This is a genomic window from Chryseobacterium lineare (assembly GCF_977014045.1).
On the sequence record NZ_CDRNIQ010000001.1, the window covers coordinates 1,228,924 to 1,251,150 of the forward strand.

Below are 22,227 nucleotides of genomic sequence, written 5' to 3' on the forward strand. Positions count from 1 at the left end.
TATCTGCTGTTTGTCTTGTCTTTAAGCAAAATCCGAAAGATTTTTAATTAATTAAAAATTTCAGATAATCATGTTAACCTTAAAAAACATAAGTCGCTGTTGAACTTGCCGGAATTGTTACCGGAGCTGTTTTCTGATTATATTTAATATTGAATGCTTTATCCGTTGAATTGCTGTTTTGAACGATCAATACAGTTTTTCCTGCCGGCGTTTTAAACGCTACCGTTGAAAGATTGTCTCCTTGTGTAGATTCAATTCTCTGGGAATTTGCCGGAACAAATTTCGAAGCATGAGCAATGATATAATAAGCAACATTTTTTTCATAATTAGCAGATCCGTTTATAGTAACTGCGCCTTTACATTGTGTACACCCTCCAGGTGTATGAGGACCAAATGAGGCATCATTTGCTACGTTCCATTCCAAGGCTGTCCGGCTCCAGTTTCTCATTGACCCAATAATAATGTTTTTAGTGTGCCAATCCAAATCTCCACCGAAATTTCCTGTAGAACTTGTCCATTGTTCAGTAAAATATACATTCTTACTAGGAAATAAGTTGTGAACAGTACTTAAAGCGGAAATATCTCCTGCATATAGATGAAAAGCAGATCCGTCAACATATGGATTTGCAGCAGAATCATTTAAAACCGCTAATGGATAAGCAGGATTATCACAGTTGTGATCGTACGCAATAATCTTTGTGGTAATATTCGCAGCTTGGAAAGCTGGTCCCAGATTATTTTTGATAAAGGTCGCCTGATCTCCTGCAGACATATACATACTCGGATTATTTCCCGGATGCAAAGGTTCGTTTTGAGGCGTAATCGCATCAATTTTAATTCCCTGCGCCTGCATTGCTTGAATGTATTTTACAAAATACTGTGCGTAAACACCATAAAATTCAGACTTAAGACTTCCTCCAATACTGCTTCCGTTATCTTTCATCCAAACCGGTGGTGACCAAGGTGTTGCTAATATTTTGATATTCGGGTTGATGAACAAAATATCTTTTAACATCTGAATTACGGCCTGATCTTTAGTTAAACTAAATTGAGCTAATGTAGGATCTGTCTGCCCCGCCGGAATATCATCATAAGAGAAAACTTCACTGTTAAGGTCGGAAGCTCCGATACTTATTCTCAAATAACTGACACCAATACCTGAACTGCTGAACAGATCATTTAATAATTCCTGTTTTTTTGCAGCGCTTAACTGATTAATCACCTGAACACTTCCACCTGTAAGAGTATATCCGAAGCCATCAATCGTCTGGAAAACCTGTGAAGCATTTACTTCAATAGATGTTCCTGAAGTTGAGCTTCCGGAAAAATATGCCGTATTTTGTTGCTGCAATTTCACCGACTGATCTCCTTTGGTGACCCAAACCTGTACAGGATCTCCGGATGTATTTCCACTTCCATTGTTTCCTGAATTATCATTATTGCCAGCCAGATCCGAAGATGTACTACTGCAGTTTAAAAAAGAAAGAAGCGCTACACCGCAAAGTGCAGCACTTCTAAGTACGAAACTATATGAATATTGTGAATATTGTAATTTCATTAATTAAGTTTAGGTTGATTATTGTGTTCTTCGGAATTCTACCTTGTCAATGCTTAAGCTATTAATAGTTTGCCCTCCGCATTTTATCACTAAGTACACAGTTCCTGTAGTTGTAGCTGTATATACTCCTCCATTTTTAGAATCATTACACCCTACAGATGAAACTTTCCCTCTAAATTGACTGGTTCCGCAACCGTCCCAAGTATTAATATTTCTGTAGACCGTTCCTCCAACATCCTGTCCTGTTGCCGGAATACTATTTAAAACATAAACTTCAAACCACGTATTTACTAGAGCGGTATCTGAAGAAGCTACCATATCAATAGAATACTTTTGCCCAGCAACAACATTTACAGGTTGGTAAATTGCCTGTTGATTATTTCCAGAAGCTACTATAGTAGCTTTACCATTTGCAAAAACCCATTGTGCCCCCGATGGACTGATTTTATGAATATTCCATTTAGAAATTTCATCAGGAGTATCAAATCTTCCTCCCTGAATTATATTTCCGGAAATTGGATCTGATGTAGGAACCACAACAGTTTCGCTTGCTATTCCGCCAGCTACACCTCCAACACCTACTGCTTGATGTTGAATAACATAAGTACCTGCATCAGGAAGAAAAAGGCTTTGTTCCCCCTTTCCATTGTTGTAGCCGTCATCATCTATATTCCATCTGGAATTAATAAAATTGTTATAATTTCTTTTTAATAAATAATGGTTTTCTGAGGTTTTGGTTACTTCAAAAGAGGCATCTAAAGTTCCTTGAGAAATACCATTTCCATCGCCATCAACTGTATCAGGTGTACAGCTCCCCAAGAAAAAAACTGAGGAAACTAGTAAAAGACTTTTATTGATATATTTAGTTATCATAGTATAATTTTTTAGTATCCAGGATTTTGTTTTAAAATTGTTCCTGTAAGCTCTGTTAATGGTATAGGCATTATTTCATTTTTCCCTGCTACAAAACCTTTGGAAGCTAATTTTGTGGAAGCTTCTCCCCATCTTACAAGATCAAAGAATCTATGTCCTTCGCCTGCTAATTCTCTTCTTCTTTCATCTTTGATAGCCTGTAAACTTACCGGTATTGATGCCAGACCAACTCTTGCTCTTACTGCATCAAGTAATGACTGGGCTCTCGATCCACTACCATTAAGAGCTTCAGCTTCCATAAGATATGTATCTGCAAGTCTTATAAGAATATAATTTTGTCTATAATTTAATTCTGAAGGGCCAGGCAAATTGGTCATTTTATCTTTTGTCGGCATAAATTTGTTAAAGAAATACCCAGTATCCATATATGCAGGCGAATAATCTGCTTTTCCCTGTTGCTTTAACAAATTCATATTTAGAATGGTTACATCTCTTCTAGGGTCGCTTTGCATGAAATTATAAAGGTCTGTTGTAACTGTATTAAAAGCCCAACCAGAAACAATATCTGGAGCGTTATCTGTAGGATTTTGTTGAAGGACTCTATTATAAGATCTAGGTGCGGTCATAATGCAGATAGAGTTTCCTTCGTCTTTGCCCTGTCCCCAAAAACTCCAGTCAGAACTTGCTTTATTAGTATGCATCACTTCAATGATAGATTCAGTACTGAACTTATAAGGGTCATTAGCCTCAGTGACGGGTGCAGACTTAAATAGATCTGCATAATTTGCGACTAATTTATATCCGTATTGACTGGTCCCACCAGGAGTTCCATTTACATCAGCAAGTTGTGCAGCTGCTTCATTTTTTTTATTCTCATATAAATAAACCTTACCTAAAAGTGCTTTTGCAGCTCCCTGGGTCAGGCGTCCCTTTTGTTCTCCAGTAACAGTCATGGGGAGATTAGGAATTGCCTCTAATAAATCTGTTTCTATCTGGGCATATATTGCTGTAGGGGCAGCTTGTGGAACATTAAAAAGATCGTCGGCTGCTGTAAAAGGTTTTAGAATTAACGGTATATTTTTAAAAATACGTACAAGATCAAAATAATATAATGCGCGAAGAACTTTTGCTTCTGCAATAAATCTACTTTTTACATTTTCATCCATTACTGCATTGGGAGCTCTCAATATCAAAGTATTTGCTCTAGCGATCCCCTGATAATAGTCACTCCAATAACTTGCAGGCATTGTAGTTGGATTAATTTGAAAACTTGAAGCACCTTGTATCCCTGCTCCATCTGTTGCACTTCCACCTCCAGCATAAAAATCATCTGATGCAGCATTGTAAAAGGTTACCAGATTTTCGAAACCTCCAGCATACTTTCGTAATGGATCGTAAGTTCCTACAAGAGCAAAAAAACATTCCTGCTCGTTTCGGAAAAAGTTTTCTGATAAAAATGTTCCAGGATTTGTTTTTTCCTCAAGATCAGCGTCAGTACAAGATATATTGATTGCAGACAAACTCAAAAGTAAAGAAGCCGCAACAGTTATTTTTAAGAATTTATTTTTCATTATATTTTTTTTAAAAAGTTACATTAGCACCAAACATGAATGTTCTTGCCTGTGGGTAAAAAGCTCTGTCAATGCCAAAAGAATCTCCCGCTGCAATTTCAGGATCATAGCCCGTATACTTTGTGAATGTAAAAAGATTTTCACCAGTTACATATAATCTAAGTTTACTCACTCCAAAATTTTGAGTAACATTAGTAGGTAATGTATATCCTATCTGAACAAGCTTGATACGGAAATAATCTCCTTTTTGCAAGTACCAGTTCGACATTCTGGAATAATTCTTATTTGGATCATCTCTTGTTACTCTTGGATTTTCATTAGTAGATCCTTCCCCGGTCCATCTATCCAAAATTTTTGTTTGATAATTAGCATCAAGCATATCAAGTCTTCTTAAACCCTGGAAAATTTTATGTCCGGCAGCTCCTTGCCCAAATACCATCAAATCCCAATTTTTGTAGCTTAAGTTTAGTGTAGCTCCGAAATTATATTTAGGTATAGAGCTTCCAAGATATACTTTGTCATTATCATCAATTACGCCATCTCCGTTTGCATCCTGCCATATAAAATCTCCGGGTTTTGCGTTTGCTTGCAGCATTTGTCCATTTGCATTAACATAAGAATTAATTTGCGATTGGTTTTGAAATACTCCGAGTGTCTGGAACCCGAAGAATGATTTATAAGGATAGCTAACCATTGTTCTTTGTGTTGGTCCCATAGATTGAAAACCTCCTTCATCTAAGTATTTAGTGCCGGTTTCAAGTGTTAATACCTCATTTTCATTATATGCAAAATTTGTATTTAATGAAAAAGTAAAATCATTCCAATTTTTCTTGTATCCCAGCTCTACCTCTACTCCTCGGTTTTCCATATCCCCCACGTTTGCAATATATGGAGCTGCTACCCCAACATATCCTGGAATTTTGATAGGGCGTAAAATATCAACAGTTTTTTTCTTATAAAAATCAACTGACAAATTAAAATTAGTAAATAGTTTAAGATCTGCAGCAATGTTTACTTGTCTTGTTGTCTCCCATTTAAGATCAGGATTTGCAAGAGAACCAGGTGCATACCCTGTCATTACGGTATTATTTCCATTAGTGTAGTTAAATCCTGACAAAAAGAAACTTGAGAATCTAAATGCCTCAATACCATCATTACCCAACGTACCGAATCCTCCACGGAATTTCAGACTATTAACTATATTATTTTGAGGCCAGAAGCTTTCATTATTAACATTCCACCCTAAAGAGAAAGATGGGAAAAGCCCCCAATGATGATTTGGTCCAAAAAGAGAAGATCCATCATAACGTAAGGTTCCTGTCAATAAATACCTGTTATCATAGTCATAAATTAAACGTCCGAAATAAGAAGCTTTATTCCACTCTACATTATCCCATGCATTTGAAGTTCTATTTTCAGAAGGTAAAGCAAAGTTAAACGATGCATCTTGATAACTTGTAATAGGAAGATTAGTGTGAGTAATTGTTTGTCCGTTTCCAATATTATAATCATAATATCCTGTTCCTAATAAAACATTTATATTATGCTTACCAAATTTATTTTGATAGTTTAATGTATTTTCCATACTCCATTCAAATTTATTTTGAGTAGTACGGCTTAAACTATTATTAACTAAATTACTATAGGTAGAACTCAAATAAAATAATGGAGTGAAGTTTTGGCTTCCCCAATATGCTTTTTTACCATTTAAAGAAGATTTAAAAGTAAAATGATCTAAAAATTTAATTTCAGCATAAACATTTGCTATGAAATCATCAGACCAGTTAAAATTTCCTAGCTGTGTATATCTGAAAGCTTTTGGGTTAGACATTTCCTGATTTACATATGGAGAGATCCCATAAGGATTTCCATTTTCATCTCTTATGATGTATGGGTTTGAATACATGTTGGGATCTACGGTTGAGAAATCTCTAACAACTACAGGGGTAATTGGATCAAGGTTTACAGCAGAGCTTAAAGGTCCCCCAAACTCACCATTAGAATTAATTCCTTGATTTTTCTGATGTGTATAACCAAATGTCTGACCTAAAGTTAACCAGTCTGTAACTTTATGACTTGAGTTTATTCTTGCTGTTAATCTTTTATAATAAGAGATATCACTCATTACAATACCTGATTGATCATAATATCCAAAAGATCCGTAAAACAACGATTTATCATTTCCCCCCTGAACACTGATTTCGTGATTTTGTCTTTCTCCTGTGCTAAAAATCTGATCTTGCCAATCTGTACCTTTTCCAAATGATGAAGGGTTTTGAAATCTAATAGCTTTACCGTCATTCGCAAAGCCTTCATTTATTATTGTTGCATATTGAGTTGCATCTAAAAGGTCTAACTTTCTTGCAGCATTGCTAAATCCATAAAAGCCATTATAAGTAAGATTAAGCCTACCTCTTTTACCTTTTTTAGTAGTAACCAAAATTACCCCTCTTGCAGCAGATACACCATAAATTGCTGATGATGCACCATCCTTTAAGACTTCAATGCTTTCGATGTCACTTTGGTTTAACCATCCGATACCGTCCACAACAATACCATCAACAACCCACAGCGGGTCGTTGTTTGAAGAATAACTGGTAACACCTCTTACCCTAATAGTTGCACTTGATCCAGGCTGTCCCGAATTCGAGATAACATTGACACCGGCAGCTCTTCCCTGAAGAACCTGCTCCGGTTTTCCGGCGGGTATAGCTTCGATATCGCTTGCTTTAATACTTGAAATCGCTCCGGTAACATTACTCTTCTTCTGAGTGCCGTAACCGATCATTACCACTTCCTCGATTTTCTGCTCTTTCGGAAGGGTGTCACTCTTTGTGTTCTGGGCATTGAAATTGGCAGTGAAATAGAGCACTGCAACCATCCCCAAACTTCTAGATATTCTTACATTCATATACAGTTAGTTTTTTAATTCTCAAATTGAGACAATAAAAATATATTTTTTTTTAATTATTTAACATTTTATTAATAATTATTTTAATTTTTCGTTTATTTTTGGGGGTTTAAAGGCATAATTTTTATCTTAAAAACTGCCAAATTTCCTTAAAATTTAATGATAAGAGTCCCCAAAATGACAACCAAACTTTCAAAAATATCACTTCCACTAAAGCTTACTTTTCTAATTTTCTCCATGGTCTTAAATTGCATGGGCATTGTGATCCTTCAACTTTCGGAGGCAAAAGTCACGTATGAGAAGCTTGGTTTTTTAGAATCATTTAAGGATATTCCGATTGCATTTATTTCACTTTTTGCTGTAAATTTTATCAGCAAATTCGGAACAAAAAAATCCCTGATTCTGGCTTTAACAATTGTTGGGATTTGTTCCTTGATTTTACCATTTGTCGAAGTTTTCTGGTTTTACAAACTGTGGTTTGCGATTATCGGAACATGCTTCGCCGTAGGAAAGATTTGTGTTTTTGGCATTATCAGGAATAATATTTCAGACGAAAAAGTACTCGCAAAGACGATGAATAATGTAGAGGCATCTTTCATGATAGGAATTTTCGTCGTAAATACGGGTTTTGGATGGCTGATATCAAGCCAATTCTCTGAATTCTGGAAATTTGGATTTTTATCAATTTCAGTGTTATCGGCAATTACGATTTTTTTGTTTTCAAAACTCTCTATTTCCGAACCGGTAAAAAATAATGATCAAAATATTTTAACAGATTTAACAACACTACTTAATCCTTTGTTAATCCTTTTTTTAGCCATTATTTTTTCAATTGTTTTTGTGGAGCAAAGTTTCAATTCATGGTTACCGTCTTTTTATAAAAATCACCTGAAGGTCAATTCATTTTTTGCGTTGCAGGCATCTTCATTTTTAGCATTATTTTCATACGTGGGAAGAACAATTACAGCAAACGTGATTCATAGGTTTTCATTATCGAAATACTATATATTCTGTTTGTCACTCATTATATTGGTGTTGGCGATCATCATCGGAATTCAGTTTTTTGATACGGATGACTCCAAATCACTCTTGTTTTTATTCCCGGTGATCGGTTTATTCCTGTCTCCACTCTACCCTGTTATCAATTCAAAAATGATTGCTAAAATTGATAAGGCAAAAGCCAGTCTTTTTACATCACTCATTGTTATTTTCTCTTCACTGGGCAGTTCTGTAAGTTCGATTCTTATGGCGGTCCTATTTGGAAACCAGCTTTTAAGTTTTTATTCCGTCTATATTTTATGTGCTGTTATTGTGATGTTTACAATAAGTTTAATTTATTTTAAAATTGCAGATAAAAAATTTAGAAAATAATTTTATTTTTACTGCCATGAAAATCAATACCGAAAAAAACAAGGAAACACTTCAGGAACTCATTGATACAAAAGACTTTGTAGCACATGTATCGGTTGACTGCACTATATTTGGTTTTCATGACAATATCCTGAAGGTTTTGCTTTTGAAGTACCACGACCTAAATTTATGGGCCCTTCCCGGAGGTTTTGTATTCAACGATGAAGATTTGCGTGAAGCTGCTGCACGTGTTTTATACGAAAGAACCCATCTGAAGGACATTTTCCTGAAGCAATTTCATACATTCGGGAGAATTGACAGAACGGAGAATAATATTCACCAGATTTTATTAAAAAATAAGGGAATAGAAGTTCCTAAAGACCACTGGATCTTTCAGCGATTCATTACTGTAGGCTACTGCAGTCTCATCGATTTTTCAATTGCCAATACTTTCCCTGATGCTTTCAATGAAACCTGCGAATGGGTGGAAGTCAACAATTTACCCAATATGGCTTTTGATCACGACAGAATTATTGAAACCGGACTGGAATATTTAAGAATGAATATCAATACAGAGGTTGCGGCAAGCAATCTTCTTCCGGAAAAATTCACGATGAAAGATCTTCAGTGCCTGTATGAGACTATTTTGGGCGAAAAATTCAGGAGGAATAATTTTCAGCGCAAAATATTAAGCTTAAATATTTTAGACAGACTTGAAAAACTTTATGACGGATCTGCTAACAAAGCTCCCTATTTATACAAGTTTAAAAACAGAATTTACACTCCTACCCATCAATACCCTATTTCAAATGAAGACAATGAAAATTGATTTTATTGTCCTTTACGTTTTAATTCTTATTTAAAACATTAAAAATCAACTAATAACAGACATTCAAAAAAAATTCTCCGAAATACTTTAAAAGTCTTATTTTTAGAAAAATTAAAATATAATGTCATATTATTCCCTTACGACCATTCCCGATTATTATGGGATTGATTCTTTACTCACCGAAGAACACAAACTTATCCGTCAGTCTGTAAGAGACTGGGTAGAAAGTTTTGTAATGCCACAGATAGATCACGCAGCACAGAACCATACCGATATTCCGAATTTAATGAAAGAATTGGGACAGATCGGAGCTTTAGGCCCTTATATTCCTGTTGAATACGGCGGTTCGGGATTAGATCAGATTTCTTACGGACTGATTATGCAGGAATTGGAAAGAGGCGATTCTGCGGTACGTTCTGCGGCTTCTGTACAAAGTTCACTGGTAATGTTTCCAATTAATGAATTCGGTTCTGAGGAACAGAAAAGAAAATATTTACCTAAACTGGCAGCCGGAGAAATGATTGGCTCTTTCGGTTTAACGGAGCCTAATCACGGATCAGACCCAAGCTCTATGGAAACCAATTTCAAAGATATGGGAGATTATTACCTGTTGAACGGTGCTAAAATGTGGATCACCAATTCGCCACTTTGCCACATTGCGGTAGTTTGGGCTAAAAATGAGGAAGGTAAAGTTCAGGGATTAATTGTTGAAAGAGAAATGGAAGGTTTTACAACACCTGAAACTCACAATAAATGGAGTTTAAGAGCCTCAAAAACAGGAGAATTGGTTTTTAATGATGTAAAAGTTCCGAAGGAAAACCTTCTCCCCGGGGTTACAGGATTGAAAGGGCCTTTATCTTGTTTAAATTCGGCGAGATATGGAATTTCCTGGGGCGTGATCGGCGCAGCAATTGACTGCTATTGTACAGCAGTTCAATATGCTAAAGAAAGAAAACAGTTTGGAAAACCGATTGGATCTTATCAGCTTCAACAAAAAAAACTGGCAGAATTTTTAACGGAAATCACTAAAGCTCAATTACTTTGCTTACAGCTAGGCAATCTTAAAAATGATCATAAAGCAACACCTGCACAAATTTCTATGGCTAAAAGAAACAATGTGAAAATGGCTATTGATATTGCAAGAGAATCACGTCAGATTCTCGGTGGAATGGGAATTATGGGTGAATTCCCGATGATGCGTCATGCTGCCAACCTTGAATCGGTGATTACTTATGAAGGAACACACGATGTTCATTTATTAATTACCGGATTAGATATTACCGGAATTAATGCTTTTTGAATAATATGAATAATAGGTGGCTTCGGGATTCTTGAGCCACCTATTATCTTCTAATTCGAATATGCTTTTATTTCTTCAATAAAATTGATATCAGGATTCAGAATTTCTTCAATTAAACTTTTAACAGACTTCATGGCATCCTCAATACTTCCTTTTTCAAACTGTAACGAAACAACACCTTTTTTTGCCTCTGCAAAGCTCCATATTCCGGTTTCAACCGGCATTCCCCAAAACTCAGGAAGATTTTCAACTACATATTGATAGATACAAAGCTGTAAGGCCTGTTTTCTTTCACTGTTATGGAAATATTCATCGATCTTATCTTCATCAATTTTAACTGTCAGGTTTTTGATCTTTGCCGTTTTATAATCAATAATTCTAACGGTTCCGTTCAATCTGTCAATTCTGTCGATAAATCCGAAAAAGGAAATTTTATCATTTTCATTAAGATAAAAATCGACATTTTCAAATCTTTTTTCGATGTCAATAATTTCCAGTGTATTTCCGTTTTTTATCAGATCAAGGTCATGAGCAAGGATCGTTTCTATTACTTTTTTAGCAATTGCCTTATGAATAAAATTCATTCCTTTTTCATAAAATTCAGGCTGATGTTTCAGCTTATTAATAGCAATATTAATATATTCATCTATAGCTTTAACTGATTTTTTTAAATCATTTTCTTTTAATACTTTACCTTTCAATTCTTCATATACTTCTTGAAGTGAATAATGAACAAGATTTCCATAGTTTTTCACGGATAATTCTTCTTCAATTTCATCGGTTTCTGAAGCATTTAAAATCTTGGAAAGATAAAAATCAATAGGATTATAAAGATAGCTTGTGAGATGTGAAGCAGAAACTTTTGACTTCCATTTTTCAAGCCTTTCAAGAACAATATCTGTCTTTGGAATTTCAATCGGCTGAGTAACGATTGGTTCGGAAGAATTCTCAATAATGAGATGCTCGATATGGTGTGAACTTTCCATTTCGATCTGAGTGATAAATCTGCTTTTTTCACCAGTATTGACTCCTGAACTCAATGCATTAAACAGTAAATGAACATTTTTTGAATCCTGGATTAATCGATAAAAATGATAAGCGTAAATACTGTCGTTTTCCAAAAAGGTATGAAGATCAAAGAACTTCCGAACATCAAAAGGAATATACGTGTTCTGTGAATTTCCGAGTGGAAGCTTACCTTCATTCACCGAAAGCAAAATAACATTTTCAAAATTCAGGAGACGTGTTTCCAAAAGTCCCATAATTTGTAATCCTCTCAACGGTTCCCCCTGAAAATCGATACTTTCTGAATTAATATGTTGATTAATAAGAATTTCCAGCGTTTCCATTTTAATCTCAAACTGATACGGGGCAAGCTGGTTTTTAATGATTCTGAAAGCATTTTCGAAATGAGATATATTTTCATATTGAATATCATCGATTTCAAGCCATTTAATCTGCCTGCAAAACGCTATCAGGGCATCGAGATATTCGTTGGTAGAAGAAGCTTTCTGAAGCAGATTAAAGTATGAAAGACCGCTTAAAAATTCATTCATCAGCTTCTTGGAGATGTACACGATGTTTCTTTCCTCAACTTTAGTTTTAAAATTATTAATGACTAACTCATCTTCAATAGATTTTGGCAACTCTTCAAGAATCGGAAAAATGTCCCGATAATAGTAGGACGATTTATTTTTTTCCAATTGTTTCTGAAGGTAAAAAAGCTGCTTAACCGCATTTGAAAAAGAAAGATTTTTTAATGGAAAGCCCATCGTAATATTCAGATTCTGAATTCCATACATGACATCTAAACTTGCCGGAAGCAAATTTTCATCCAGCAAAACAACGGCCGTATTTGAATATGTTTTATCTTCGATTTCTTTAAAAATTTCAGGTAAAATCTTTGTCTGGGTAATGTTTCCTGAAACTTCGTAGACTTTTATATTTTTGGGTTGGTTAAAGTCATCCTCAATCCAACTAAAAATCCGACTATCATTGAATTCCTTCCATGTTTTATGATTCCTGAGAAATTTTCCGGCTTCCTGTCTTTCATCATCAAAATAATAATGATCTGCCTGAAAAAAACATTGTCCTTTATTCCACTGTAAAAGACTTCTCACCAGATTTTCTTCGACAGGCGTAAAAGCATTAAAGCCACAGAAAACAAATTGTTCTTTCGTATCTTTGGCAAAATCATTAAGCTTGGCTTTCGCCGTTTCATGAATCATTCCGGAAGTTGCCCAATTTTTTTCCTGCAGTTTCTGTTTGAGTACCGGAAGAAAAACATTCATATTTTTCCAAAAATTAAGGAATTTTTTTCTTGGAACATCATCGTCTTCTCCCAGATTCTGTGCCCAGTCTTTTATCCTTTCTTCATCAAACATATAATGCAGTACTGCCTGATCACTTTCTGAGAATTTCATCATATCATCCCAGTCTTTCTGAAGCGTAGGAAACCATTTCAGGAAATCTGAAAAATCATCATTCGGAATAAGATTAAGACTTTTATAAACATCGAATGAAAAGAGCCATAAAGAAATACCGTCAATCCCTTGTTTACCGGCAATACTGTTTATTAATTCCTCTATCGTAAAAAAATTAGGGAGAAATCCAGAATATTGTTTTTCTTTTAAAATTTCACGGATAAATACAACCGGACGTTTTCCGGGTAAGATAATGTTAAACTCAGATAGATCAGAATTTTGCGCGAGCAGTTCATTAACAATTTTGTTCAGGAATTTCAAGACGATTTATAGCTTTTATAATTTTCCAATTCTTCAGCAATAATACGATTATATTCCGATTGTTTTTCTTCCAGCATTCCATTTCTCGTTTCACGATCATACGTTCTTTGAAAATCCTGATATTCTTTAAGATTTCTATTATAAATAACTTTAAAATATTTATCAAAATCTAAAGATGTCTTTATTTTTTCGGCTATTTCTTTGCGAAGTTTTCTGGCATAAACTTCAGCTGCATCAAAATGTTTCTGTTCATGAAGAAGTACATAATCATTGATCCTTTTAACATCTTTCCAGGATTTATCTTCATTAAATAAGGTTTGTATTTCTATTTTGATCGGTGCTTTCGGATTTGAGGATTTGACGTAAGAATAAGTCCAGCCACAGTTTGTATAAGCGACAACATTAGCTCCTCTTTGATTATTGACTTTACTTTTAAAGTTACTCCAGTTTAATTTTACATCCTCCCGCCAATATATTTTCTGGCTATATAACACATTGGATACCAGAAAACAGGCTATAAAAATCCATTTCATTTTTCTTCTATTGAACTACAATTGTTTTGGTGATCCAGTTACTGCCACCATTCCAAAATTTAAAAGTGTAATTACCAACCTTTTGCGGGCTGAAATTGATCTGGCCGGCAGATGTATAAGTTGCCTGTGTACAAGGTCCGCTGGTAGTGTATTTATAAGCTGTAACAATTCTTGTTAAATTATCATCATGAACATAATCATAAGCATAAAAACCTTCACAATGAGACGAATACGTTGAATATGTTTTAATACTCTGAATGCTAAAGACATCCATGGTGTCATTACTGATCTTCACACTGTCAATTTTAACTTTGTCAACAGATTCTATGGTTTGATAATCGTCGTCATCGTTACAAGAAATAAAAAATAATCCTAAAAAAAATGCAGAAAAACCAAAGTGGAGAAAATTCTTCATAACTACAAATTTTGATTATTAATATATTTTTATCAAATAATGTTCCCTAATTATGCTAAATTAAGAATTAAAATTACCTTTTGACACATAAACAACTTTTTTAGTATCAAAAAACTCTTCATCAAAATAATTTTTAAGATTGAAGATTTCAGCTTTAATTCCGGCAAGTTCTTCAGCAAGATCACCACCTTTTAAATATAAAATTCCGTTATGCTTCGGGTTAAACTGTTCTTTTTCAAACTTACCTTTCAGCCATTTCAAAAATTCAGGCATCTGCGTCACCGCCCGACTCACCACAAAATGGAACTTTTCCTTCAGCTGTTCCGCTCGTCCATGAATGGCAGTTACGTTTTTTAACCCAACACCCTCAGTAACAGCATTTACTACACTTATTTTCTTTCCGATAGAATCAATTAACGTAAATTCTGCTTCAGGAAATAAAATAGCGAGAGGAATTCCCGGAAAACCGCCACCTGTTCCGATATCCAAAACCTTTGTTCCGGGAGCAAATTCCATTACTTTGGCAATTGCCAGGGAATGCAGAATATGCTTCTCATACAGAGATTCCATATCTTTCCTTGAAATCACGTTGATTTTTTCGTTCCATTCATTATACAGATTTTCCAGTTTATCAAACTGTTCAAGCTGTTTTTCTGTAAGATCCGGAAAGTATTTTAATAGTAACGTTGTAGACATGTGAAATATTATAAAAAGCAAAAATAAGTTTTTTATCAGCTTTATTCAAATTCAAAAAAAATAAGATGGTTCTTACGTCAACATTTTTAGTCTTTTTCAATGTAATTATTCGTTCTTTTTAAACGCTGGAGAATCTTTTGATCTAGTTTACTCTCGATATCATCCGTCGTAAAAGTAAAACTGCGCATCGTTTTTTTATAATCGGCAAAAGACATCTCTTTGGTAGACTTCGGCAAAAGTGAAAAAATTGTGTTAATTTTTTTGATCTGAATTAAATTAAAAACATGATTATTTTCTGAATCTTTTACGCTCACGATAAGTCCCGGAAGCCCGGAAAATTTGTATGGTCCGTCATTAACTGGATAATCTTTGCTGAACCACGCTTCCCAGCTTCTTCCTTTAAAGTTTGTGGTGGCTTTTTGACAGTCAATATTGTTGATTTTTAAAAATTCTTTCTCAATTTTCCATTCAGGAACTTCATTATCGCGAATCAGGAGATTGACGGTTTTGAATTTATCATAGAATTTAACAGTCTTTGCAACATAATCCTTTTCAACAATATAGCTAAGATTCTGATCATAGTTTTTATATAAAAGCAAATCCTTATAACTTTTTGTTGCAGCGTAGATTGAATCTCTTTCATATTTTACGGCATTATAAAAATAAGACTTTTTGCCATCCGTATCAAGATTCATAACATCTGTAATCACAGAATCTTTTTTATTAACGTCAGGCTTCATTCTGTATTCGTAGACGAAACGATAATGCTGAGCGGAAACGAATGACATTATAAAAAGGAAAAGAAATTTGTACATTTTTCAAATATTTATTTAAAATTCAAATTGAATAACTACAAACATAGTGATAAACTTTAACCCGAACAAAACCTATTAATTTTTCATCAACTATTTTTTATTAATATATTTGTTAAAATTGAATAATTAAATGGAGAAACTTTCAGAAAGAGTAAATAGACTTGGTTACTCACAGACTTTTGTTATGTCAAATAAGGCCCGAGAAATGAAAGCCAATGGAATAAATGTCATCAGCCTTACTTTGGGGGAACCTGATTTTGACGTTCCGGACAATATTAAACAAGCTGCTTTCGATGCCATCAATCAAAACTATAGTCACTACTCTCCTGTTCCGGGATTTCTGGAGCTACGCGAAGCTATTGTTCACAAATTGAAAAGAGATAATAATTTAGAATACAAACCTTCTCAAATCTGTGTTTCCAACGGTGCAAAACAGGCTATTATAAATGTTCTGGCAGCACTTCTTAATGATGGAGACGAAGTTATTCTTCCAAATCCTTATTGGGTAAGCTACGATGAAATGGTAAAAATGATGGGTGGAAATTCTGTAATGCTTCCAACATCTTATGTAACCGATTTTAAAATCACGGCTGAACAACTCGAAGAAGCTATTACAGATAAAACAAAAGCTATATTATTCAGTTCACCTTGTAATCCTTCTGGCGGATATTATACGTATGATGAATTGAAATCTTTGGCCAAAGTTATTGCTAAATACCCTCAGATAACGGTAATTTCAGACGAGATCTACGAATACATTAATTACGAAACTAAAACAACGTCTATTGCTCAGTTTCCTGAAGTTTACGAACAGACGGCCGTTATCAACGGTATGTCAAAAGCTTTCGCCATGACAGGCTGGAGAATCGGTTATTCTGCATGTCCGGAATGGCTGGCTAAAGCCTGCGAAAAAGTTCAGGGACAAATGACAAGCGGCGCAAATACAGTTGCTCAGAGAGCCTCTATCACAGCTTTACAGGCCGATCCGTCAGAGTATAAATATATGATCGATGCGTTTAAAACAAGAAGAGACCTGGTGTATGATTTAATGAAAGAAATACCGGGATTTAAAGTTGTATTGCCAAAAGCGGCTTTCTATTTCTTTCCTGATATATCACATTATATCGGAAAAACCCTGAACGGAACAGAAATTAAGGATTCGGATGATTTTGCCATGTTTCTTCTTGAAAATGCACATGTAGGATGCGTAGGCGGTGTTTCTTTCGGAAGCCCTGAATGTATCAGATTTTCGTACGCTGCTTCTGAAGAAGAGCTTACTGAAGCAATGAGAAGAATAAAGAATACATTAGAAAATTCAGTTAATTAATATTTATAAATAAAACTAAAAACTCCGACAAATGAACTTTTTAAAGAGAATTACCATTGTAACGAGTATCGCCGCAGCGAGTTATTGCGGATATGCTTACGGACAGGATTTCCAGTGGAAAGAAGCACAATCAAACGGCTACACGTATAAATATGTAACCAATGATCCTACTTCAGCAAGATATTATACCTTAAAAAACGGTTTGACCGTAATTTTAAGTCCGACTAAAAAAGATCCGAGAATCCAGGCTTTCATTGCTACAAAAGCAGGAAGCAAAACCGACCCTTCAGATCATACCGGATTGGCACATTATCTTGAGCATATGCTTTTCAAAGGAACAGATGCATTCGGATCTAAAGACTGGGCAAAAGAAAAACCTCTTTTAGATCAGATTGATGCCCTTTACGAAAAATATAATTCGACAAAGGACGAAGCCAAAAGAAAGGAAATTTACAAAGAAATTGATAAAGTTTCCGGAGAAGCGGCAAAATATGCCATCGCCAACGAATACGACAAAATGATGGCCGGTATGGGTGCCGACGGAACAAATGCTTTTACCTCTTACGAGCAGACCGTTTATACAGAAGATATCCCGGCTAACGTAACGGATAAGTTTCTGGCAGTACAGGCTGAAAGATTCAGACAACCGGTTCTCAGACTTTTCCATACAGAGCTGGAAGCAGTGTATGAAGAAAAAAACAGAGGACTTGATAATGACGGAAGGAAAGTCTATGAAGCCATGTTTGCAGCTATTTTCCCCAATAATAATTACGGAAAACAAACAACTATCGGAACAATTGAGCATTTGAAAAACCCTTCACTAAAAGCTATCAGAGAATATTTCAACAATTATTATGTTCCAAACAATATGGGAATTATCATGTCGGGAGATTTTAATCCTGATGAAATGATTGCCAAGATCGACAAGGCATTTTCTTACATGAAGCCTAAAACAATTCCTGAATATAAAGTAGGTCAGGAAAACCCGATTACAGCACCGATTACAAGAGAAGTATATGGCCCTACTCCTGAAAACATCATGATCGGATTCCGATTTCCGGGAGCTACGACTAAAGATGCAAGAATGCTGAATTTTATCGGAAGCATGCTGACCAATGGACAGGCAGGCTTAATTGATCTTGATCTTATCAAAAAGCAAAAGTTATTAGCAGCTTATGCATATCCCTATGTTCTGAAAGATTACTCTGTTCTTTTGCTACAGGGAAATCCTGTAGAAGGTCAGTCTCTGGATGATGTGAAAAATCTTTTGCTTCAGGAAATCGACAAATTAGGGAAAGGCGAGTTTTCGGATGATTTGATGAAATCAATCATTAATAACGAAAAGAAAAATACTATTCAGAAATATGAAAAATATACTTCAAGGGCAGAATCTCTGATGGATGAATTCACTTCTGAAGTTGATCATAAAACGCAACTGGAATATATTGAAGAGATTTCAAAACTGACGAAAAAAGACATCATGGATTTTGCTGCCAGATATCTTAAAGACAACAATTATGTAGCGGTTTACAAAAGAAAAGGTGAAGATAAAAACATTGTAAAAGTAGACAAACCTACCATTACTCCTGTTTCCGTAAACAGAGAAGATCAATCACCATTCCTGAAAAAGGTTGATGATATGCCAGAAGCTCCGATCTCTCCGGTTTGGCTGAATTTCGACAAAGATATTGCTAAAAGTAAAGTAAAAACCGTAGATGTTCTTTCTGTAAAAAATACAGATAATGAACTATTCAGGTTATATTATTACTTCGATTCCGGAAAATGGAATAATAAAATACTTCCGCTGGCGGCTGAATATTTACAATATTTAGGTACGAAAAACAAGTCTTCCGAGGATATCAGTAAAGAATTTTATAAACTGGCATCAAGTTTCAACGTAAGCGCAGGAAATGAGGAAACCTATATAACACTGGAAGGTTTAAATGAAAATTTTGATAAGACTGCAGCTTTATTCGAAGATTTAATCAAAAACTGTCAGCCGGATCAGCAGGCGTTGGAAGCTTATAAAGCGAGAGTAAAGAAATCCAGAGCAAATGCCAAGCAGAATAAAGGAACCATTATGAACGGATTAAGAAGCTACGCTCAGTACGGACCGCAGAATCCTTTTAATAATGTTTTAAGTGATGCAGAATTAGATGCTTTAAAAGCGGAAGATTTAGTAAATGTACTTCATGATTTATTCAATTTTAAACATAAAATCCTTCACTACGGTCCTAAATCTGCCAATGAAGTTGCTTCATCTTTAACGCTGATTCATAAAGTTCCTAATTCGTTGAAGGAAATGCCGAAATCTAAGACATTCACGCAGGTTGCAACGGATAAAAATAAAGTTCTGTTTGCGCATTACGATATGGTTCAGGCAGAAATTTTCTGGGTAAGAAACAGTGATCCTTACAACGTGAGCATTACGCCGACGGTAAATTTATTTAACAACTATTTCGGTGGCGGAATGGGATCTGTGGTATTCCAGACAATCAGAGAATCTAAAGCTTTAGCCTACTCTACGTATTCATATTTTTCACTTCCGGGCAAAAAAGAAGATAAGGATATGATCATGGCTTATGTTGGGACCCAGGCAGATAAGTTCAATGAATCTACAACAGCGATGAATGAGCTTTTAACAACACTTCCTAAGTCTGATCAGCTATTTGAAACAGCAAAAAGCGGATTGAAAAAATCTATTGCTGCAGAAAGAATTACCCAGGACGGAATTATCTTTACCTATCTGAAAGCACAAAAACTTGGGAACAATACAGATATTCGTAAAAACGTTTATGAACAGGCTCCGAAACTGACTTTTGCAGATATCAACAATTTCCACGACAAGGAAATGAAAAACAAGAACTACACCTATTGTCTGGTCGCTTCACAGGATAAAGTAAGTGAAGCAGACATGCAGAAACTCGGTGAAGTGAAAAAATTAAACTTAACTGAAATTTTCGGTTATTAAAATAAAGTGAAAGTCCTGAATTCAGGACTTTTTTTAATCTGATAGAATAAAAATAATTATAGATTTTATTTATCAATATCAAGTTGATTGATAGATGTAATATTTCTATATTTGCACTAGAAAAATTTAAATAAAAACAAGAAATTATGTCTTTAGTAGGAAAAAAATTCCCGAATGTAACCATTGATGCAATGTCTGAAATGGGTGATGATCTTAGAATCAACGTTTTTGAAGAAGCTACAGCCAATCAGCAAAAAGTTCTTTTGTTCTGGTATCCGAAAGATTTTACTTTCGTATGCCCGACTGAGCTTCACGCTTTTCAGGAAGCTCTAGGAGAGTTTGAAAAAAGAAACACTAAAGTAATCGGTGCTTCTTGTGATACAAACGAAGTGCATTTTGCATGGCTTAATGTTTCAAAGGATAACGGTGGTATTGAAGGAGTTACTTACCCGCTTTTAGCTGATACTCACAGACAATTAGCCAATATTTTAGGAATTGTTGATCAGGATTTTGAATATAATGATGAAGGCGAGGAAGTTTTCACAGGTTCAAACGTTACGTACAGAGCAACTTATCTTATCGACGAAACAGGAAAAATTTTCCACGAGTCTGTAAATGATATGCCGCTGGGAAGAAACGTAAAAGAATATTTAAGATTAATTGATGCTTATACTCACGTTCAGAAGCACGGTGAAGTTTGCCCTGCCAACTGGGAAGAAGGAAAAGAAGCTATGAAAGCTGACAGAAATTCTACTGCTGAGTATTTAGCGAAAAATTAAGATTTTTAATATGACAATGTAACAATCTAACAGTGTAACAATTTTTAAAAGCAGTTTTTTGAATTGTTAGATTGATAAATTTTAGATTGTTACATTGTTTATTTTTTTATAAAAAATAAACTTATGTACACAGAATTAACAGAAGATACGCTTCAGAATATCGTAAGCGAAAATGAAAAAGTAGTCGTACAGTACGGCGCAACATGGTGCGGAAACTGCAGAATTATGAAGCCGAAATTCAAAAAATTAGCTTCTGAAAATGATAATATTCCTTTTCTTTATGTAGATGCAGAAAAATTGCCGGAAAGCAGAAAACTCGCTAAAGTAGATAATTTGCCGACTTTTGCCATCTTCAGAAATGGTGAACTGGTGAATCAGGTTCAGTCTAACCAGGCAGAAAGTTTAATTAACTTATTTAATGAATTATAATGAAATTACCAATTATAAGACAGTTTTATCAGAATCAGACTCCTGAAAATCTGGAAAAGACATTAGAAGTATTGGAAAGCTTCACAGAATTCAGAGGAACTACAGAAGAAGATATGAATGTTGCCGGAGAACTGATTACCAATATCTGCGGAGCTCTTGAGGTTCATGCTAATGTACAAAACGGAATGAGCGAAAAAGATGCTTTAAACTCATTTGCTCAAAAGGTTTTAGGATCGATTGACAAATAAAATCTTATTTCAAAGTTGAGAGATTTTAAAATTTCAATAAATACGAAATATAAATTTTGCGAAGCTTACCTTTAAATTTCCAAACAAAAATCCCGATGAATAAACATCAGGATTTTTTGGGTTTATAAAAATGAATTATAAAATGTCGATTTACTCATAACTTATAATTCATAAATCATCACTAAATTTAGTTTCTTCTGCTCATTAAAATGCTCAAAATATACCAGAATAAAAGCATAATTGAAGCAAACAATTGCAAAGATGCGCCAACATACTGATTTGTACTGTAAGAATCTTTCAATTTGCTCGTTTGATACAGAATCGTTGCAGAAGCAAGAATTACCATGCCTACGGAGAACCAAAGTCCGAGATTGAACCCGAACAACATTCCTCCTACGATTAATCCGAGAGAAATAAATCCTCCGATAACAATAATGTTTCTAAGGAAAGAAAAATCTCTTTTTGAAGTAAATGCTACCGCAGAAATTCCTGCAAACATCGCAATGGTAAGCATTGCAGCCTGAAAAATTACCTGTGGACCTGCATACAGCGTTGCTATTTTAATCAATGGAAGAAAAATAATCGCTTCAAGCAAAATATAAAACCCAAGACCGAAATATTGTGTTGATTTACTGAGCGAAAGAGACCATTTTGTAGCTAAAACAGAAGCTAACCAGAACACTCCGATAATCAGCAACCAAATGTATCTCTGAGCAAACATGGCAAAGATCAGCTGATCCGGAACTATTTGTAATAAAACAGTTTCTACCCCGATAAACGCAAGAATTGCTAATGCAACGTGAATATAAGTTTTTTTGTAAAAGTCAGCTTTCTCCACATCAGAAGAATGTCCGACAAGAACATCTGTCATCATAGTT

18 protein-coding genes are annotated in these 22,227 nt (G+C 34.9%); 8 read left to right on the top strand and 10 right to left on the bottom strand.

Annotated elements, in window-relative coordinates:
• Positions 1 to 79 precede the first annotated feature (79 nt).
• From ACWNCI_RS05505 to ACWNCI_RS05520, 4 genes are read right to left on the bottom strand one after another with little or no spacing between them, the layout of a single operon-like run.
• Entirely contained in the window at positions 80 to 1,558 is a 1,479-nt protein-coding gene (locus tag ACWNCI_RS05505) for a glycoside hydrolase family 30 protein (RefSeq protein WP_449387490.1), read from the bottom strand.
• Positions 1,559 to 1,576: 18 nt separating this feature from the next.
• Positions 1,577 to 2,431, bottom strand: coding sequence for a hypothetical protein (locus ACWNCI_RS05510; protein ID WP_449387491.1), 855 nt, complete (start codon positions 2,429 to 2,431; stop codon positions 1,577 to 1,579).
• A gap of 11 nt (positions 2,432 to 2,442) precedes the next feature.
• Entirely contained in the window at positions 2,443 to 4,002 is a 1,560-nt protein-coding gene (locus ACWNCI_RS05515; protein WP_449387492.1) for a RagB/SusD family nutrient uptake outer membrane protein, read from the bottom strand.
• A gap of 10 nt (positions 4,003 to 4,012) precedes the next feature.
• Positions 4,013 to 6,913, bottom strand: coding sequence for a SusC/RagA family TonB-linked outer membrane protein (locus ACWNCI_RS05520; protein WP_449387493.1), 2,901 nt, complete (start codon positions 6,911 to 6,913; stop codon positions 4,013 to 4,015).
• A gap of 252 nt (positions 6,914 to 7,165) precedes the next feature.
• Here ACWNCI_RS05520 and ACWNCI_RS05525 point away from each other — a divergent pair, with 252 nt between their 5' ends.
• The 3 genes from ACWNCI_RS05525 to ACWNCI_RS05535 all read left to right on the top strand — a co-directional run bounded on the left by ACWNCI_RS05525 (position 7,166) and on the right by ACWNCI_RS05535 (position 10,392).
• Positions 7,166 to 8,284, top strand: a complete 1,119-nt coding sequence (locus ACWNCI_RS05525; protein WP_449387494.1) for an MFS transporter — start codon at positions 7,166 to 7,168, stop codon at positions 8,282 to 8,284.
• Between the two features lie 16 nt (positions 8,285 to 8,300).
• Positions 8,301 to 9,092 carry an NUDIX hydrolase gene (locus ACWNCI_RS05530; RefSeq protein ID WP_346985236.1) on the top strand — a complete coding sequence of 264 codons (792 nt, stop codon included), beginning with the start codon at positions 8,301 to 8,303 and terminating at the stop codon, positions 9,090 to 9,092.
• 121 nt (positions 9,093 to 9,213) lie between these two features.
• A complete protein-coding gene (locus ACWNCI_RS05535; RefSeq protein ID WP_449387495.1) occupies positions 9,214 to 10,392 on the top strand; it encodes an acyl-CoA dehydrogenase family protein in 1,179 nt (392 codons plus the stop codon).
• 50 nt (positions 10,393 to 10,442) lie between these two features.
• Here the strand turns inward: ACWNCI_RS05535 and ACWNCI_RS05540 are convergent, their stop codons facing one another.
• The 5 genes from ACWNCI_RS05540 to ACWNCI_RS05560 form a co-directional block, all read right to left on the bottom strand.
• The gene (locus tag ACWNCI_RS05540; RefSeq protein WP_449387496.1) at positions 10,443 to 13,136 is read right to left on the bottom strand and encodes a PD-(D/E)XK nuclease family protein; all 2,694 of its coding nucleotides are present in this window, start codon (positions 13,134 to 13,136) and stop codon (positions 10,443 to 10,445) included.
• Positions 13,133 to 13,669 (bottom strand): DUF922 domain-containing protein, encoded by a 537-nt coding sequence (locus tag ACWNCI_RS05545; protein ID WP_449387497.1) that lies wholly within the window; start codon positions 13,667 to 13,669, stop codon positions 13,133 to 13,135. The genes ACWNCI_RS05540 and ACWNCI_RS05545 overlap by 4 nt, the downstream gene beginning before the upstream one ends.
• 7 nt (positions 13,670 to 13,676) lie before the next feature.
• Positions 13,677 to 14,084, bottom strand: a complete 408-nt coding sequence (locus tag ACWNCI_RS05550) for a hypothetical protein (protein WP_449387498.1) — start codon at positions 14,082 to 14,084, stop codon at positions 13,677 to 13,679.
• Between the two features lie 60 nt (positions 14,085 to 14,144).
• The gene (gene rsmG / locus ACWNCI_RS05555; RefSeq protein ID WP_449387499.1) at positions 14,145 to 14,780 is read right to left on the bottom strand and encodes a 16S rRNA (guanine(527)-N(7))-methyltransferase RsmG; all 636 of its coding nucleotides are present in this window, start codon (positions 14,778 to 14,780) and stop codon (positions 14,145 to 14,147) included.
• 86 nt (positions 14,781 to 14,866) lie between these two features.
• Entirely contained in the window at positions 14,867 to 15,595 is a 729-nt protein-coding gene (locus ACWNCI_RS05560) for a GLPGLI family protein (RefSeq protein ID WP_449387500.1), read from the bottom strand.
• Between the two features lie 130 nt (positions 15,596 to 15,725).
• On the opposite strand from ACWNCI_RS05560, the gene ACWNCI_RS05565 reads away from it, so the two are divergent.
• The 5 genes from ACWNCI_RS05565 to ACWNCI_RS05585 all read left to right on the top strand — a co-directional run bounded on the left by ACWNCI_RS05565 (position 15,726) and on the right by ACWNCI_RS05585 (position 21,349).
• On the top strand, positions 15,726 to 16,922 hold the full coding sequence (locus ACWNCI_RS05565) for a pyridoxal phosphate-dependent aminotransferase (RefSeq protein ID WP_449387501.1): 1,197 nt from the start codon (positions 15,726 to 15,728) through the stop codon (positions 16,920 to 16,922).
• A 31-nt stretch (positions 16,923 to 16,953) separates the two neighbouring features.
• The gene (locus tag ACWNCI_RS05570) at positions 16,954 to 19,893 is read left to right on the top strand and encodes an insulinase family protein (RefSeq protein ID WP_449387502.1); all 2,940 of its coding nucleotides are present in this window, start codon (positions 16,954 to 16,956) and stop codon (positions 19,891 to 19,893) included.
• Positions 19,894 to 20,039: 146 nt separating this feature from the next.
• Positions 20,040 to 20,672, top strand: a complete 633-nt coding sequence (locus ACWNCI_RS05575) for a peroxiredoxin (protein ID WP_346985228.1) — start codon at positions 20,040 to 20,042, stop codon at positions 20,670 to 20,672.
• A 123-nt stretch (positions 20,673 to 20,795) separates the two neighbouring features.
• Positions 20,796 to 21,101: a thioredoxin family protein gene (locus ACWNCI_RS05580; protein WP_346985227.1), complete on the top strand. Its 306-nt coding sequence runs from the start codon at positions 20,796 to 20,798 to the stop codon at positions 21,099 to 21,101.
• Positions 21,101 to 21,349, top strand: coding sequence for a DUF6952 family protein (locus ACWNCI_RS05585; protein WP_055978832.1), 249 nt, complete (start codon positions 21,101 to 21,103; stop codon positions 21,347 to 21,349). The genes ACWNCI_RS05580 and ACWNCI_RS05585 overlap by 1 nt, the downstream gene beginning before the upstream one ends.
• A 187-nt stretch (positions 21,350 to 21,536) precedes the next feature.
• On the opposite strand, the gene ACWNCI_RS05590 is transcribed toward ACWNCI_RS05585, so the two are convergent.
• Positions 21,537 to 22,223, bottom strand: coding sequence for a Bax inhibitor-1/YccA family protein (locus tag ACWNCI_RS05590; RefSeq protein ID WP_449389482.1), 687 nt, complete (start codon positions 22,221 to 22,223; stop codon positions 21,537 to 21,539).
• Positions 22,224 to 22,227 lie beyond the last annotated feature (4 nt).

Bases quoted from the DNA above. Each gene is read 5' to 3' on its own strand.
- ACWNCI_RS05505 (WP_449387490.1), bottom strand. From the start codon at position 1,558: ATGAAATTACAATATTCACAATATTCATATAGTTTCGTACTTAGAAGT.
- ACWNCI_RS05510 (WP_449387491.1), bottom strand. From the start codon at position 2,431: ATGATAACTAAATATATCAATAAAAGTCTTTTACTAGTTTCCTCAGTT.
- ACWNCI_RS05515 (WP_449387492.1), bottom strand. From the start codon at position 4,002: ATGAAAAATAAATTCTTAAAAATAACTGTTGCGGCTTCTTTACTTTTG.
- ACWNCI_RS05520 (WP_449387493.1), bottom strand. From the start codon at position 6,913: ATGAATGTAAGAATATCTAGAAGTTTGGGGATGGTTGCAGTGCTCTAT.
- ACWNCI_RS05525 (WP_449387494.1), top strand. From the start codon at position 7,166: ATGGGCATTGTGATCCTTCAACTTTCGGAGGCAAAAGTCACGTATGAG.
- ACWNCI_RS05530 (WP_346985236.1), top strand. From the start codon at position 8,301: ATGAAAATCAATACCGAAAAAAACAAGGAAACACTTCAGGAACTCATT.
- ACWNCI_RS05535 (WP_449387495.1), top strand. From the start codon at position 9,214: ATGTCATATTATTCCCTTACGACCATTCCCGATTATTATGGGATTGAT.
- ACWNCI_RS05545 (WP_449387497.1), bottom strand. From the start codon at position 13,669: ATGAAATGGATTTTTATAGCCTGTTTTCTGGTATCCAATGTGTTATAT.
- ACWNCI_RS05550 (WP_449387498.1), bottom strand. From the start codon at position 14,084: ATGAAGAATTTTCTCCACTTTGGTTTTTCTGCATTTTTTTTAGGATTA.
- rsmG (WP_449387499.1), bottom strand. From the start codon at position 14,780: ATGTCTACAACGTTACTATTAAAATACTTTCCGGATCTTACAGAAAAA.
- ACWNCI_RS05560 (WP_449387500.1), bottom strand. From the start codon at position 15,595: ATGTACAAATTTCTTTTCCTTTTTATAATGTCATTCGTTTCCGCTCAG.
- ACWNCI_RS05565 (WP_449387501.1), top strand. From the start codon at position 15,726: ATGGAGAAACTTTCAGAAAGAGTAAATAGACTTGGTTACTCACAGACT.
- ACWNCI_RS05570 (WP_449387502.1), top strand. From the start codon at position 16,954: ATGAACTTTTTAAAGAGAATTACCATTGTAACGAGTATCGCCGCAGCG.
- ACWNCI_RS05575 (WP_346985228.1), top strand. From the start codon at position 20,040: ATGTCTTTAGTAGGAAAAAAATTCCCGAATGTAACCATTGATGCAATG.
- ACWNCI_RS05580 (WP_346985227.1), top strand. From the start codon at position 20,796: ATGTACACAGAATTAACAGAAGATACGCTTCAGAATATCGTAAGCGAA.
- ACWNCI_RS05585 (WP_055978832.1), top strand. From the start codon at position 21,101: ATGAAATTACCAATTATAAGACAGTTTTATCAGAATCAGACTCCTGAA.
- ACWNCI_RS05590 (WP_449389482.1), bottom strand. From the start codon at position 22,223: ATGATGACAGATGTTCTTGTCGGACATTCTTCTGATGTGGAGAAAGCT.